At 51.7% G+C, this 15,392-nt stretch carries 17 protein-coding genes; 14 read left to right on the top strand and 3 right to left on the bottom strand.

All coding sequences use genetic code 11. The features are described 5' to 3' along the window. Positions 1 to 6 precede the first annotated feature (6 nt). Entirely contained in the window at positions 7 to 393 is a 387-nt protein-coding gene (gene panD, locus ACJJIR_RS20040) for an aspartate 1-decarboxylase (RefSeq protein ID WP_413664143.1), read from the top strand. A gap of 44 nt (positions 394 to 437) precedes the next feature. Here panD and ACJJIR_RS20035 read toward each other — a convergent pair whose 3' ends face one another. Then, positions 438 to 1,355, bottom strand: a complete 918-nt coding sequence (locus ACJJIR_RS20035) for a polysaccharide deacetylase family protein (protein ID WP_444906585.1) — start codon at positions 1,353 to 1,355, stop codon at positions 438 to 440. A 178-nt stretch (positions 1,356 to 1,533) separates the two neighbouring features. Between ACJJIR_RS20035 and ACJJIR_RS20030 the strand changes: the two genes are divergently transcribed. The 13 genes from ACJJIR_RS20030 (at position 1,534) to ACJJIR_RS19970 (ending at position 13,572) form a co-directional block, all read left to right on the top strand. Beyond that, complete coding sequence (locus tag ACJJIR_RS20030) at positions 1,534 to 2,028, top strand: 2-thiouracil desulfurase family protein (protein ID WP_444906584.1); 495 nt, start codon at positions 1,534 to 1,536, stop codon at positions 2,026 to 2,028. A 266-nt stretch (positions 2,029 to 2,294) separates the two neighbouring features. Then, positions 2,295 to 4,103: an Ig-like domain-containing protein gene (locus tag ACJJIR_RS20025; protein WP_444906583.1), complete on the top strand. Its 1,809-nt coding sequence runs from the start codon at positions 2,295 to 2,297 to the stop codon at positions 4,101 to 4,103. Between the two features lie 56 nt (positions 4,104 to 4,159). After that, complete coding sequence (locus tag ACJJIR_RS20020) at positions 4,160 to 4,390, top strand: 2-thiouracil desulfurase family protein (RefSeq protein ID WP_444895396.1); 231 nt, start codon at positions 4,160 to 4,162, stop codon at positions 4,388 to 4,390. Positions 4,391 to 4,430: 40 nt separating this feature from the next. Then, entirely contained in the window at positions 4,431 to 4,796 is a 366-nt protein-coding gene (locus ACJJIR_RS20015) for a cupin domain-containing protein (protein ID WP_444895395.1), read from the top strand. 216 nt (positions 4,797 to 5,012) lie between these two features. After that, positions 5,013 to 6,950: an acetate--CoA ligase gene (gene acs, locus ACJJIR_RS20010; protein ID WP_444906582.1), complete on the top strand. Its 1,938-nt coding sequence runs from the start codon at positions 5,013 to 5,015 to the stop codon at positions 6,948 to 6,950. A gap of 197 nt (positions 6,951 to 7,147) precedes the next feature. After that, positions 7,148 to 7,564, top strand: a complete 417-nt coding sequence (locus tag ACJJIR_RS20005) for a hypothetical protein (protein WP_444906581.1) — start codon at positions 7,148 to 7,150, stop codon at positions 7,562 to 7,564. 146 nt (positions 7,565 to 7,710) lie between these two features. After that, on the top strand, positions 7,711 to 8,088 hold the full coding sequence (locus ACJJIR_RS20000) for a VOC family protein (protein ID WP_444892625.1): 378 nt from the start codon (positions 7,711 to 7,713) through the stop codon (positions 8,086 to 8,088). A 25-nt stretch (positions 8,089 to 8,113) separates the two neighbouring features. After that, on the top strand, positions 8,114 to 8,500 hold the full coding sequence (locus ACJJIR_RS19995; protein ID WP_444906580.1) for a DUF6632 domain-containing protein: 387 nt from the start codon (positions 8,114 to 8,116) through the stop codon (positions 8,498 to 8,500). Between the two features lie 165 nt (positions 8,501 to 8,665). Then, positions 8,666 to 10,165, top strand: a complete 1,500-nt coding sequence (locus ACJJIR_RS19990; RefSeq protein ID WP_444906579.1) for a catalase — start codon at positions 8,666 to 8,668, stop codon at positions 10,163 to 10,165. A 56-nt stretch (positions 10,166 to 10,221) separates the two neighbouring features. Further along, complete coding sequence (locus tag ACJJIR_RS19985) at positions 10,222 to 10,692, top strand: ankyrin repeat domain-containing protein (protein WP_444906578.1); 471 nt, start codon at positions 10,222 to 10,224, stop codon at positions 10,690 to 10,692. A gap of 159 nt (positions 10,693 to 10,851) precedes the next feature. Continuing rightward, the gene (locus tag ACJJIR_RS19980) at positions 10,852 to 11,838 is read left to right on the top strand and encodes an SrkA family protein kinase (RefSeq protein WP_444892629.1); all 987 of its coding nucleotides are present in this window, start codon (positions 10,852 to 10,854) and stop codon (positions 11,836 to 11,838) included. 1 nt (position 11,839) lies between these two features. Further along, a complete protein-coding gene (gene cysE, locus ACJJIR_RS19975) occupies positions 11,840 to 12,667 on the top strand; it encodes a serine O-acetyltransferase (protein ID WP_413664156.1) in 828 nt (275 codons plus the stop codon). Positions 12,668 to 12,759: 92 nt separating this feature from the next. Then, on the top strand, positions 12,760 to 13,572 hold the full coding sequence (locus tag ACJJIR_RS19970; protein ID WP_444906577.1) for a GNAT family N-acetyltransferase: 813 nt from the start codon (positions 12,760 to 12,762) through the stop codon (positions 13,570 to 13,572). On the opposite strand, the gene epmA is transcribed toward ACJJIR_RS19970, so the two are convergent. After that, positions 13,559 to 14,512 (bottom strand): EF-P lysine aminoacylase EpmA, encoded by a 954-nt coding sequence (epmA, locus tag ACJJIR_RS19965; RefSeq protein WP_444906576.1) that lies wholly within the window; start codon positions 14,510 to 14,512, stop codon positions 13,559 to 13,561. The two genes, ACJJIR_RS19970 and epmA, sit on opposite strands and share 14 nt — an antisense overlap. A 53-nt stretch (positions 14,513 to 14,565) precedes the next feature. Then, positions 14,566 to 15,138 (bottom strand): elongation factor P, encoded by a 573-nt coding sequence (gene efp, locus ACJJIR_RS19960; RefSeq protein WP_108731510.1) that lies wholly within the window; start codon positions 15,136 to 15,138, stop codon positions 14,566 to 14,568. Positions 15,139 to 15,392 lie beyond the last annotated feature (254 nt).

The following is a 15,392-nucleotide window of genomic DNA, read 5'->3' as shown; positions in this document are numbered from 1 at the left end:
CCAACTATGCAAATTGAAATGTTGAAGTGCAAGTTGCACATGGCCGCAGTGACTCAGGCCGAACTCTGGTATGACGGTTCCTGTGCAATTGATGAGGACCTGGTAGAGCTGGCTGGCCTGCGCGAATTCGAGAAGATCGATATTTACAATGTGAGCAATGGTGAGCGCTTCCACACTTATGTGATCCTCGCCGAGCGCGGTTCCGGTATTATTTCCATGAACGGCGCCGCTGCACGTAGAGTGCAGGTGGGTGACCGCATTATTATCGCTTCCTATGCGCAGATGACAGAGGGCGAAGCCGATAACCACAAGCCCAAGCTGGTCTACCTGGATGAGAACAACAAGGTAGAGCGCAGCACTAATACTATTCCGGTTCAGCTAGCCGAAGCCTGATTCTTTTCGCTACAGGGCGTTGTGCCCTGTAGCATCCCCGCCGCTTATTGATCAGACATTAATAACACTTCCTGATTAAACCTCTTTTCCAGGTAGGACTCGTCCAGGGTGTAATGCCAGAGATTTTTCTTTTGTCCCTTAGCTAAAGCGATTTCGCCGATTCTGCCAGGGTTATATTTAATCGGTTGGGCGAGTTGGTATTTGGCGATGGGGTCCCGATAGGCCTCCTCTAAAGGAATTATCTCCCAGCCTTCCTTCCTCAGTCGTTCAGCCAGATCACCAATAAACAGGGCTGAAATATCCATTTCATGCAACAGTATGACGTGCTTTGGGGAGCGCCCGAGATATTTAATTGCCATATCGTCGTAGTACTTAATACTCGCCATAAGAACGTCGACATAAAAGTTGGAGAGTCTTTCCATATCAACTGCTTTCCCATCTTTTACTGCCGTTTGGAAGAGTTCCTCGATATACCAGTCGTAGTTATTTAAGGTGATATAGGCGTTTTGATAGTTATTTTTCTGTAGTAGATCCCGGATACCATCGCGCTTTTCGACAGTTTCGCCCTCGCGCAGATAGGGAAAGCGAAAATAGGGTTTAAAGTTGTCAAATTGTTGAAGCAGCTGGTGGGCCTGCAAAAAATCCGCTTGATAAGTGGATAGCCCTGTTTCCAGAAAATTGGGATGGCTATGGGTATGATTGCCAATAATATGCCCAGCCTTATCGTAGCGGTTCATCCGCTCCAACCCTTCCTTATCGAAGGATTGAGTATTGGAAAAGAAGGATACTTTGCCAACTTTATATTCTTCTATGTTTTCAATTAACGTTTTGGCCCGGGTTGGTCCATCAAAATAACCATCGGCTTTACGGGGGGCATCATCGAAAGTAATTGCTAGTTGTTTGGCGTTAGCGACTGGGATTGCCAACAAGTAAATTATCAATAATATGAATGAACGCTGCATGGTATATTACTCTAATGAGTTTATTTACGAGCTGTTCGTCAGGCTAGGATTTAGTTGTCCCTCTATTCAGGTTTTCTGTCTTAATTTACTTGTCAGAAAACCTGCGTTGTCCAGTAGCCTAGACTCAGTTGCGGTAGAGTACGGCTTCCTATTGTGTCCACTATAGCTTCAGATGTATATGGCCAAAATACTTGTTAGCTCCTGCCTTTTGAACTGCGCCGTGCGCTATGACGGTAGTAGTGTTGAGGCCAATAGCGATGATTTTGAGTGGCTTGTGGATACTCAGGAAATTGTTTCCTTGTGTCCGGAAGTGGCGGCGGGATTGCCTATTCCGAGGGTGCCGGCTGAGATCTGTGGCGCAAATGGAACAGAGGTGTTAGACGGAACTGCTGGGGTTATAGGTAGTGATAGAATAGATCTAACTGAGCAATTTATGCTGGGGGCCAAACTGGCTCTGGAATTATGCAGGAAACACAATATCCAGTATGCAGTGCTTACGGAAAATAGTCCCTCTTGCGGAAGTAACTATATTTACGATGGCAGTTTTTCAGGGACAAAAATAATGGGCTCTGGTGTTGTGTCTGCGCTTCTTAAAAGGATGGGAATAATAGTTTTTAGTCAACATACTGTTGGGCAACTTAGAGAATTGATAAGTGTATCCAAAGCGAACTAAGTTGTTAGGATCAATAAAATTAGGTCGGTAAAAAAGGGCATTGATCTCAGTTGGGCCCTATAGGCCGAATAATACCGGCGAAGCCGGTGGCTCCCAGATGTCAGTACGATTAGCGCAGTGTCCCTGAAAATTCTCCTTTTGTGACGCAGCACCCAGCCTGTTAGGTTTTGTCATTTTTAGGGTCCAGATTGGCAGTGACTGCTGTGGCAATAAACAGGTAAGACTGAATACCCTGTCGGCTATTTAAATGGCTGCAGGAGGCAGTGGTGGAAGGCAAGTTTTTTAAAGCCGATAGCAAGTTTATCAAAGCCGCATTGGTACTGGCGATCAGTTCCGCGTTTTATGGCTGCAGCGGTGGCAGCGGTGGTGGTGAAGATCCTGCGCCTGTGGATACCACTCCGCCGAGCCTGACACTGACTCCCGCCAGCGGGGCCTCTATTGCAGCAACCGACACCCTACTGCTGGATTTTAGCGAAGCGGTGGCATTGGAGGATGTGTCCCTAAGTGGCGCCATGCAGGAAATGGGAGAGCTCTCTCAAGTCGATCAGGACACCCTGATCTTAACCCCGATAGCGGAGTGGGCAAAGGGGCTAGAACTCTCCCTGACAATTGCCGCGCAGGATGCAGCCGGCAACCAGATGGCAGAGGTTGATGCTCACTATACCTTGGATGAAATTGCCCCTTCCGTAGTCAGTGTATCTCCAGCACAGGAGCGTTTGGAGAAGGATGGCGCAATCACGATACAGTTTTCCGAGTCGATAGATCGCGACAGTCTGCAAATTAGCGGTTCCTTGCTGGATGATGAATACACTCTGACCTGGTCCCAGTCGCGCTTTAACGACGACACCTTGGTGATAGCTCCCAAGAGCCGCTGGCTGTCCGGGCAGGATCGCAGTCTGCAACTTGAAGCCAAAGACCTCGCTGGCCTGGATATCCCCGCTGAACAGCACAATTTTACTGTGCCATTGTACTTTGAGAATTTTGACAGTGCGCAGGTCGTGATAGGCCAGGATGATTTTTCCAGTACTTTGACGGCCATCAGTGCAAAAAATCTTGGCGAGGGGCCCCTGGGTTCCGGTGCCGTTACTGATGAGGGGAAGTTGTTCGTACCCGATTATACAAATAATCGGGTGTTAATTTTTAATTCGATCCCCACAAGCAATGGAGCACCGGCCAATGCGGCGCTCAATAAAGATAGTCTCGACGATATCAGCGTGGGAGATTTTGGTCGCGGGCCCACAAATATCAGTTTTGATAGCGGAAAACTTTTAATAAATTATTTTTTGGGCCCCGAGTACCACAGTATTTATGTTTACGATACTATTCCCGAAGATGGTCGGGCACTGCCTAGTGCCAAACTATCGAAGGACAACTGCCAGGGTAACCACTCCATATATACCAGTGCGATGATTGCGGAGGGGCGCGTATTCGCGGCCTCGTGGTCTAAGGCTCGAGTGGTGGTATGGGATGACTTGCCCTCAATGGAAGATGCGGCACCGGATTGGCTGCTGGGCCAGTCCACACTGGATAATTGCACCCCTAACGACCATGAGCAAGATGGCTCGACTGAGCAGGTCAGTGCTCGCACATTGGCTGCGCCCGGAGATGTGTGGAGCGATGGAGAAAAGTTAGCCATCACCGACTCAGAAAATAACCGGGTACTTCTGTGGAACTCAATGCCTACTAGTAGCTTTGCTCCGGCGGATATAGTTCTGGGGCAAGCAGATTTTGTCAGCAATGAAAGCCAGCCCCCAAGTCGAAAAACCCTGAGTTTATTCGAACGGGGTATCTGGTCGAACGGCATTCAGCTATTTGTAGCGGACAGTGAAAATCACCGAGTATTGATCTGGAACCAGTGGCCACAGGAAAATTTCGCTCCGGCAGATGTTGTCTTGGGTCAGGAAGATTTTGATCGCAGTGCCTTCAACGACAGCAACCAGAATGGGGTTGCTGACGAGGGGGAGTTGCCAAGTGCTGCTACGCTGAAATGGCCCGACGGAATTACCGCTTATGAAGATAAGTTGATTATCAACGACTCGGGTAATAACCGCTTTCTTATTTTCCAATCTCGCTAGTTTTTTCTGCTAAATGTACCGGGCTGGTAACCCGGTACAGGCAAACTTAAGTTGATTTGTTTTCTATTGTTGCGGTCTGGCCCCAGCACAATATTAAATACGCAGTACTTACGGAAAATAGTCCATCATATGGTAGTGATTATATTTACGATGGTAGTTTTTCTGGTGCGAAAATAGTTGGTTCTGGCGTTGTGTCTGCGCTTCTAAGGAGGGAGGGTATAAAGGTATTTAACCAGAATATTGTGGGCAGGCTTAGAAAACTTTTGGAAGTATCCAGAGATAAATAAGTTTTCCAGATATATAGTCATATTAAAGGTAGGTATAAAAGTGAATTCTAAAGTTATCAATTTTAAAGAAAAATTAAACCTGTTCTCGGAGCACTGGTCCCCTAAAGTGATTGCCGAGATGAACGATTACCAGTTTAAACTGGTTAAGATCCAGGGTGAATTTACCTGGCATGATCATCCCGATACCGATGAGGTGTTTGTTGTAGTTTCCGGGCATATGCAGATCGAGCTTCGCGATAGTGTCATATCCCTTGGACCTGGTGAGATGACGGTAGTACCAAAGGGTGTGGAGCATAAACCCAGAGCTGAACAGGAATGTGAAGTACTATTGATTGAGCCTAAAGGGGTCGTTAATACGGGCGATGCCGGTGGAGATCTAACTGCGAAAAATGATGTCTGGATCTAAGTGATTGAGCTGTTAATCAACTATCTTTTACTGTTTGCTTGTCTGATTAACTTGCACCTTTCAGGGCCTGCGTTGGATTGTCTTCGCCCCATGCCAAATTTTGAGATGAGGGGACTGTTTCGCAGCGGCTATGTTATAAAGTGACAAGAATAAAGCTCTAATAAACTCAGATTTCTCTAGGCTAGCCATGCCGCGCTAATAATAAAGGAGAAGATGATGTCTGAAGTGCATGTCCGCCCCGTTCCCCCAAGTTTTGCCGCTAACGCGCTTATTAGCGCCGAAGACTACGAGACAATGTACCGCCAGTCGGTAGAGAGCCCAGAGGCGTTTTGGGCACAACAGGCCAAGGACTTTTTGCAGTGGGACAAGCCGTTCACCCAGGTTCTTGAGGAGGATCTGCAAAAAGGTCATACCGCCTGGTTCTCCGATGGTCAGTTGAACTTAACCGTAAACTGCATCGATCGGCACCTGGCAAGCCGTGGCGAGCAGACTGCGATTCTGTGGGAGGGAGATGATCCCGCTGATAGTAAGGCAATCAGCTATCAGAGCCTTTATGAAAATGTGTGCCGCTTGGCCAACCTGCTGAAATCCCGAGGGGTTAAAAAGGGAGATCGGGTGTGTATTTATATGCCGATGATCCCCGAGGCGGCCTACGCCATGCTCGCCTGTGCCCGTATCGGTGCTGTGCACTCGGTAGTATTTGGTGGTTTCTCCCCGGTGTCCCTGAAAGACCGTATTCTCGATTCCGATTGTCGCCTGGTGATTACTGCTGATGAAGCGGTTCGCGGCGGTAAGCGAGTACCGCTTAAAGCCAATGTGGATAAAGCGCTGGTGGACTGCCCTAATGTGCATACGGCCATTGTGGTTAAACACACGGGCACACCAGTAGACTGGGATAGCAAGCGTGATATCTGCTATGGCGAATCCATAGGTGAGATGGAGCCGGACTGCGCGCCTGAAGTGATGGGAGCGGAGGACCCGCTGTTTATCCTTTATACCTCGGGCTCTACCGGTAAACCCAAAGGGGTCCTGCATACCACTGCCGGCTATCTGCTGATGGCCACCATGACCTTCAAATATACCTTTGATTATCGCGAGGGAGAGATTTTCTGGTGTACTGCCGATGTGGGCTGGATCACTGGGCACAGCTATATCGTCTATGGGCCATTGTGTGCCGGGGCCACCAGCCTGATGTTTGAGGGAGTGCCCACTTACCCGGATGCTTCACGCTTTTGGCAGGTTGTGGATAAGCACCAGGTCAATATTTTCTACACTGCGCCGACAGCGATTCGGGCGTTGATGGGAGCGGGTGACAAGTTTGTAAAAGCCGCCGAGCGCAGCTCCCTGCGACTTTTAGGCACCGTGGGTGAGCCCATAAACCCGGAGGCCTGGGAGTGGTATTACAGCGTAGTGGGCGATGAGCGCTGCCCGATTGTGGACACCTGGTGGCAGACTGAAACCGGTGCGCAGATGATCACTCCACTGCCCGGTGCCATGGCTCTGAAACCCGGGTCGGCAACCCGGCCCTTCTTTGGGGTACAGCCCGCGCTGCTGGATAGTGAAGGCCGGGAGATTGAAGGGGAGGGCGAGGGCTCTCTGGTGATTAAAAAGAGTTGGCCCTCGATGATTCGGGATGTGTACGGCAATCGCCAGAGAATGCTGGATACTTATTTTTCTGCATTCCCCGGTTATTACTTTACCGGCGATGGCGCCCGCCGCGATAGTGACGGTTATTACTGGATTACTGGGCGCATTGACGATGTGTTAAATGTCTCTGGACACCGCCTGGGAACAGCGGAGATTGAGAGCGCCCTGGTACTGCACAATGATACGGCGGAGGCAGCGGTGGTAGGTTATCCCCACGATATCAAAGGGCAGGGGATTTATGCCTTTGTAATGCTCAAATCTGGCCATAAGCCCAGTGATGAGCTGAAGGCTGAATTAATTGAGCTCTGCCGCAAGGAGATAGGGCCAATTGCCAAGCCTGACTTTATCCAATGGGCGCCTGCACTGCCAAAAACCCGTTCCGGCAAAATCATGCGGCGTATCCTGAGGAAGATTGCCTGCAATGAGCTGGATAATCTGGGAGATGTTTCCACTCTTGCCGATCCCACTGTGGTTGACGCATTGATTGATCACCGCGAAAATCGCTGACCATAGGTGTGGCGCGTGAAGGTTTTATTGGCCGGGCATAGCCCGGCCTTTTCATTGGGGCAAGAGGTTAAATTCCTCCCCGATTTTTGCGCCATTTTCAGCTAAATAGACAAGTAAATGCCTGCTGCTTTGCACAGTTAGTAACCCTCTAACTCCGGATATTGTTTTAAGGGTATTTACAGTTAAGGAGATTCCGTTTGGAACAGGGACAGTACCTCTGCGATCACTACCGCTTCGCCGCCGATCAGCGCCTCAAGGTTTTTAATTTTTTTGTTGTGTTAACCATGTTTGTTGAGGGCGGAATTTTCACTGCCATGGAGAAAGACTTCCACCCTCTAATCCTGGCGTTGCTGGGAGGGTTTGTGGTCATACTGGTAACCGTATTTTGGCTGATGGACATTCGCAGCCGCCAGCTTCTCAAGCTTGCTGTTCCGGCACTGAAAACCCTGGAAATGGGATTCCCGGAGGAAGCGAGAATTTTTTCCAACGATGCCATTCGTCGAGGTGACTTGGCCCGTTACACTTTCGCTTTCAGGGTTTTGTTGGTGGGGCAGCTGTTCTTTGGTCTGGGCGTCGCTTCTTACGGTATTTATCACTGGTATATCTCCCCCTAATCCCAACCTTGCAGTGGCGGGTATGATTGCATGAAGTGAACCACCCGCCACAACCTCCTCTTTGTCTCGTACGTTTAAAAGTCGGCGCTGCCGGCCTCTCTAGGCTATCTTGCAGAAGTATCCGCTTCCCTCCCGAGGTTTATACGATGCTTGATCATATTCGCCTTTATGTGCACAGTTATGAACGCAGTAAGGACTTCTATCAGCAGGCGCTGATGCCGCTGGGATACCAGTTAGTGATGGAGTTTGAGGATTGGGCGGGCTTTGGCTGGGCGGATAAAGCGGAACTCTGGATTCGTGGAGGGACCAGCACCACTCCACAATTGCATATCGCCTTTCGCGCTGAAGAGCGGCAGGTGGTCAGGGAGTTCTATCGCTTGGCCCTGGAGGCCGGGGGTAAAGACAATGGCGCACCGGCTGTCTACGAGCAATATCACCCGGATTATTACGCCGCCTACGTACTTGATCCCGATGGACATAACCTGGAAGTGGTGTGTCATTTACCAGGGGACTTACAGGAATAAGTCGATCGAGATTTGGGAGTAATTTATGAACGAGGCAACTCGAGCAAAATACCTGCCAATAGCGCTGGTCGTTGTAGGAGTGCTTTTTATTCTGGCGATTTACCCGATGATGATGTGGATTTGGCCGGAAGGGTGGGGCTGGACTCCGCGGCAGCCAGAATACGAGCAAATGATTATCGGTATTTATGTCACCTTGGGGGTGTTTTTAATACGCGCTGCAAAAAATCCCGCCGCAAATGCCAGTTTAATTTGGTTCACTATATGGTCCAGCCTTGTACACGCCGTCATTATGTTGGTGCAGGCATTGGTGGATAAAACAGAGCGAATCAATTTGATGGGAGATATTCCCGCACTTTTTTTGATTGCCGCTGTGCTTTGGTACCTTATGCCCAGGCGAAAAAAATCTGATTGAGCATTTACTTTATTTTGACTTGCTAAAAAATCTGAATTGCTCTTTCTGACTCACCGTTATTGATCCCTACTATAAGAGCGATAACAAGGTCTAATTTCCCGCTTATTGTTCTCCCCTATAAGCTCTACTCCTGTAATAGAGATGGCAGTAGAGATAAATAATCCCATGAAATACTTACCCTTATTTGCATTAACTATCGGTCTGATAGGCGGAGCCAATGCAGGGACATTGACTCGCGATAATGGCGCACCTGTCGGAGACAACCAGAACGCACAAACCGCCGGAGAAAATGGCGGTAATTTGCTGCAAGATGTTCAACTGATTCAAAAATTGCAGCGTTTTGCCCGTGAACGTATTCCCGAGCGTGTAGTTCATGCTCGTGGAACTGGTGTTCACGGTGAATTTGTTGCGACGGCTGACCTCAGTGATTTAACCCGCGCAGCGGTGTTTGAGCGCGGTAGTAAAACGCCAGTGTTTGTGCGTTTTTCAACAGTAATCCACTCAAAAGGTTCCCCGGAAACCCTGCGCGATCCCCGTGGATTTGCCACCAAGTTTTATACGGAAGAAGGCAACTGGGATTTAGTGGGTAACAACCTGCCGGTATTTTTTATCCGCGACGCGATTAAATTCCCGGATATGGTTCACTCCCTAAAGCCCTCCCCGGTGACTAATCAACAGGACCCCAACCGTTTCTTTGATTTCTTTAGCCATGTGCCGGAATCCACCCATATGCTGAGCTGGGTCTATTCCGATTACGGTACACCGGCTAACCTGCGCCAGATGGATGGCTGGGGTGTTCACGCCTATAAATTTATCAATGACAAGGGTGAAGTGAACTATGTGAAATTCCACTGGAAAACCCGTCAGGGAATCAAGAACCTGACTGCGGAAGAGGCAGCAGAAATTCAGAGCAAGGACTTCAGCCACGCAACTCGCGATATGTATGCCGCGATTGAAAAAGGCGAGTACCCCCAGTGGGATCTGTTTATTAAAGTACTGAAGCCCTCCCAGCTTAACAGCTTTAATTACAACCCCTTGGACGCCACCAAAATGTGGTTGGACGTGAAGGAAACTAAAGTGGGCACCATGACACTTAACCGTGTACCCACTAACTTCTTCCAGGAAACTGAGCAATCCGCGTTTGCGCCGGCCAATATTGTTCCGGGTATTGAGCCTTCGGAAGACCGCTTATTACAGGGCCGCGTATTCTCATACTCCGATACGCAAATGTATCGCCTGGGGGCCAACCACCAGCAATTGCCTATCAACCGTCCCCGTGTTGCAGTAAGTAACTGGAACCAGGATGGGGCGGGTAATTACGGCCAACAGACTTCAGGTGTGAACTATCAGCCGAGCCGTATCGATGCGCGCACCGAGGACCCCAAAGGTCTTTATAGCAACAAGGCGTTGAATGGCAGCACCCAGCAAAAGGCCATTGAAAAGAAACTGCCTTTTGCCCAGGCGGGTGCTTTCTACCGCAGCCTGAGTCCTGAAGAGCGCCAGAATCTGATTGAAAACCTCGCTGGTGATCTGGGTAAAGTGAGTGATGAAAACACTAAGCACATTATGCTGAGCCACTTCTATCAAGCGGACAAGGACTACGGACAGCGCTTAACCAAAGCGGTTGGTGGCGATCTGGATCGCGTGAAAAAACTGGCCCGGTAATTTTTACCCAAGTGCGGGCGACCTCTGTCGCCCGCTAAATTTATACAGGTGAAATTATGAGATCATTTTTATTCGCACTACTGTTTCTCACCTTGGGGGTTCAGGCAGGGGAGCCGGAAAAAACGGAATCTGATTTTACCGAACTCTCTCAGTATTATTTTGCCGCAGCCAGGATTGGTGATACCGAGGTGCTGCGTGAATTTTCGCAAGCGGGTTTCCCCCTGGATGTACGCAACCCGAAAGGTTACACCGCACTGATGATTGCCACTTACAACGGCAAGGGGGAAGCTGTGGATTACCTGTTGCAGAGAGGTGCAGATGCCTGTGCCCAGGATCGCCGTGGCAATACTGCCCTGATGGCAGCGATTTTTCGCGGTGAGTTCGTCCTTGCACGAACCCTGCTAAAGCAGGATTGCGATTCGCAGCAGGTGAATAAGGCCGGCCACTCCGCAGAGGATTTTGCCGAAGTTTTTGGTCGTGACCAAATGGTTCAGCTATTGCAGCAACAGCGGGCAAATGGCGACTAAGACAGTTTTTTGTGCGGTTGGCATTGGGTGGTGTCACCGCTCCTGTCCTGCGTGAACTCCTCTTGAGTTGGCCGCTTTAGCTTGCGGCACATTTCTCAGTTTGTCCCGGCCCCCGCGACCGCGTTAGCATAGCCAGTTGCAATCCAGTTGGTACCCACTATGACCTCGAATCATCATCCCTATGAAGCCCTCACGCCGGACGTGGTGATCGACTGTGTCGAGACTACCGGACTGATTTCCGATGCGCGTATTTTCCCTCTAAACAGTTATGAAAACCGCGTCTATCAGGTGGGTATTGAGGATGCCGAGCCGTTGATTGCCAAGTTCTATCGCCCGGGGCGCTGGAGTGATGAGCAGATATTAGAGGAGCACCAGTTCACCCTGGAGCTGGCAGAGGCCGAAATTCCTGTGGTGGCACCGATACAGTTTGATGGGCGCACCCTGATGGAGTCCGCTGGATTCCGTTTTGCGCTTTTCCCCCGACGGGGCGGTCGCCAGTTGGAGCTGGATAACTTTGATCACCTGGAGCAGGTGGGGACCATGTTGGGTCGCATTCATGCGGCCGGCAGCGCCAAACCTTTCAGCTATCGCCCATCCCTCACTTTGCAGCGATTCGCAATTGATAGCCGGGAATTTATCCTGAATGGAGATTTCCTGCCACGTGAGAACCGCGAGGCCTACGCTTCAGTCACGGGCCACATTATCGAACAGATAGCCCCGCTGTTTGAGCGGGACTGGGATATGCTGCGCTTGCACGGTGATTGTCACAGTGGCAACTTCCTGTGGCGGGATGAGACTCCCTGGTTTGTGGACTTGGACGACTGCCTGATGGGGCCGGCGATCCAGGATATCTGGATGTTGATTTCCGGCAATCGCGCAGAGCAAACCGCTTACCTGGATGCAGTGTTGGAAGGCTATGAAACCTTCTATAGTTTTGATCCCCAGCAGTTGCAGCTGGTGGAGCCTCTGCGCTGCCTGCGGCAGATGCACCACGCCGCCTGGTTGGCGCGACGCTGGCAGGACCCGGCTTTTCCCCAGGCATTTCCCTGGTTTAATACTGCCCGTTACTGGGCAGAGCATATACTGGCATTGCGCGAGCAGCAGTCTGCGCTGCTAGAGCCCCCGTTGACCCTGGGGGCTGTGTAACATGGAGAAAGCAATAATGGATGCGACATGCACCGAGGCTGAGGCGGATCTGATCTGGGAGAAGATTCGTATAGAGGTGGCGCAGCAGGTAGAGCGGGAGCCGATCCTGGCCAGCTTTCTACACGCGACCATCCTGAACCACAATTCCCTGGAGGCGGCGCTCAGCTTTCACCTGGCCAACAAGCTGGACAATGCGGTGGCACCGGCGCTGTTAATTCGCGAGGTTATCGATGAGGCGCTACAAGCTGACCCTTCCATAGGGCATGCGGCGCGAGCGGATTTGAACGCAATTTACCTGCGGGATTCCGCCTGCCACTCCCTGCACGAGCCCTTCCTGTACTTTAAGGGCTTTCACGCCTTGCAGGTTCACCGTGTGGCCCACTGGCTGTGGCAGCAGCAGCGCCGCTCCCTGGCTATGTTCTTACAGCACCGTGTCTCTGTCGTATTCAGTGTGGATATCCACCCGGCTGCGCGTATGGGTGACGGTATATTGCTGGATCACGCGACCGGTATCGTTATAGGCGAGACCGCTGTGGTGGAAAACAATGTTTCCATCATGCAGTCCGTTACACTGGGCGGCACTGGCAAAGAGAGCGGGGACCGCCACCCGAAAATCCGCCACGGGGTTTTAATCGGTGCGGGCAGCAAGGTGCTGGGCAATATTGAAATTGGCGAGTGCGCCCAAATTGCTTCCGGAAGTGTGGTTCTTAAAACGGTACCGGCAAAGGTGTTAGTGGCCGGAGTGCCGGCAAAAGTTGTCGGGGCAGCCACCTGTGCTGAACCGGCATTATCCATGGATCAGTGTGCCCTGTCGCAAGTACAGAAATAAGGCTTGTCGCCCCGTAGCGAACACCGGCTGCGGGGCTGGGATCACTGGGGAAATGATGCAACGGCACTGTTCTTGGCACTATCCTTTGACCCATGAAATATAGTCTCAGCGCGAAAAATCTTACCTGCCGAAATTTGGAGGCTTATGCGGACTACCGCGCGAGCCTGGTAACTCCGGATTGCACCAAGGAAATTACAGGTATTGTCCGCAGTGATAGCGGCCTGCCTTCCATTGGGCTCAATCAGGTGATTTCCAATATGGTAATGCCGCCGCGCATTATTCAGCGTTTTGCGCTGGATTATTTTGCCGAGCGGCACAGCCCCTTCACCCTTTGGCACAGTGCCTCCAAACCCCTGGACAATGATGCTTTGGATGAGCTTGGGCTAAAGCGGCGCCAGTCCCTGGTAGCTATGGCCGCCGAGATACCCCGACTTAGCGCTGCCGAGGTTCCGGTAGTGGAACAGTTAGCCATTAGTGCGGTGAAAAAAGAGGCCTTACCTGATTACGGCGCGGTGCAGGCAGCGGCGGCGGGGGAGCAGGAGGGGGCGCAGTTGGCGCACTTCTATCAGGGCCTGCAAGAAATCCCCGAGCAGCGGCGCGGGCGGTTGAAGTTGTTTCTCGCTAGCCTGGATGGTGTGCCGGTGGCCGCCGGTTGCCTGTTTGCGGCAGCGGATGCACTGGGGCTCTATGACTTGGTGACACTTCCGGATTACCGGGATCGCGGGATTGGTCGGGCCCTGTTCAAGCATCTGCTAACCGCTGCCCAGGGTAGCCACCATAAAAATCTTGTAGCTTTAGTGCCGGCGGATCGTCAGCAGCTATTGCTCGATAGTGGCTTTTTTGCAGTTGGCGAGGTTGCCCGCTATCAATACACTCCGGCGCCGGCGGCCGCTAAGCTCGACTGAAAGGGAAGGCGATAACTTCATCAATCGATTGGTAGCCGGCTTTTAACATCAGTAGTCGGTCGACTCCCAACGCGACCCCTGCGCACTCGGGCATGCCTTGATCCAGGGCCGCAACCAGACGCTCTTCAAAGGGGTGTAGAGGGCGCTGGTTAGCACGGCGGTATTCCAGATCCTTTTCAAAGCGGCGCTGCTGTTCCGCGCTGTCGGTTAGCTCCCAATAGCCATTGGCCAGTTCCAATCCACCCACATAGGCTTCGAAGCGCCTGGCTACGGGGGTCTCCTGTTCGTCCGCCACGACTTTTGCCAGTGCCGCTTGCTCTGCGGGGAAGTCGTAGAGCAGGGTGATGCCCTCACTCATGGTGGGTTCCAGGCGGTGGCTCATCAGCAGGTCCAGGCACTCACTGCGTTCGCGGGGTACAAAAGACAATTCCATTTCCCGCTTAACGCAGGAAATCAGCTCGGCTTCGCTGGCACTGTGGGGGTCCAGTTGCAGCTCCCTTAAAAACAATTCCCGGTAACTGAGGGACTGAACCTGGTCCGTCGCCAAAATACCGCAGAGCAGCTTGGCGACCTCCTCCATCAGTTGGTGATCGTCCCAACCGCAGCGGTACCACTCCAACATGGTGAACTCGGGGTTGTGTCGACCGCCGGATTCGCCCTGGCGAAAAGCCTTGCCCAAGTAGTAGCAATCTCCGAGTCCTGCGGCGAGTAAACGCTTTAAACCAAATTCAGGGCTGGTGGCCAGGTAGGCGTTTTTGCCCCGGCACTCTGTGGTGATGGACTCGATATGGGGGTCGCTGGTGGCGCGCTGGGATAGCACCGGAACTTCGGCTTCCACAACGTTTCGTTCAGCAAAAAATGTGCGTATTTCAGCGAGTAGCGCAGCGCGTTGGCGCAGGGCTGCAATAGTGGCGGTGGGGCGCCAGGTATCTGTGCTCATGGGGGGTAGCTCTGGAGACGAGCGGCCGTAGGCCGCTCGAGGGGAGGAGGTACTTAGTCTTCCTTGGCACGGCCCAGGTATTCGGCAGTGCGGGTGTCTACCTTGATGGTTTCACCGATTTCCAGGAACAGAGGAACCTTCACAACGGCGCCGGTAGCCAAAGTGGCCGGCTTGGTACCGCCCTGGGCGGTGTCTCCGCGCAGGCCCGGATCGGTATCGGTAATTTCCAGGATAACGTGGTTGGGCGGAGTAACTGCCAGCGGAGAGCCGTTGTACAGGGTTACAGTGCAGATATCCTGCTCTTTGAGCCATTTTGAAGCATCGCCCACAGCATCGCTGCTGGCTTGGTGCTGCTCAAAAGTCTCGGGCTCCATGAAATGGTAAAACTCGCCATCGTTGTACAAGTATTCCATTTCGCGATCCATCACATCCGCCGCTTCCAGGCTTTCACCGGAGCGGAAGGTGCGTTCCCATACGCGACCGGTTTTCAGGTTGCGAAGCTTCACGCGGTTGAACGCCTGGCCCTTACCAGGTTTGACGAATTCGTTTTCCACGATTGAGCAGGGGTCGCCGTCCAGCATCACCTTGAGGCCGCCCTTGAATTCGTTAGTGGAGTAACTAGCCATAGCAAATAGAGCCCTTTAAGTCATTTATCTATATGATTTTTAACGAGTTTTTTGTTTCTAGCCGATTCCGGCCAAGGCTGGGCTAACGCCCTCCGCTTCCGCCACAAATGGTAGCCGCAGGTAACTCGTCTGGCTGGGGAAAAGAGACTTCACCGCCAGCCCTGCATGATGGAGCGGGATTATACAGGAGGGTGGGAGCTTGAACGAATAGCCAGAGAGAAATGGAGGGGAGGCGCTTCGGTTGTTATAGCCAA

The sequence above is a fragment of the Microbulbifer maximicatervae (SeqCode) genome (assembly GCF_052467385.1).
The sequence above is the reverse complement of the archived record's forward strand: the minus strand, read 5'-3'. Positions and strand labels throughout refer to the sequence as shown.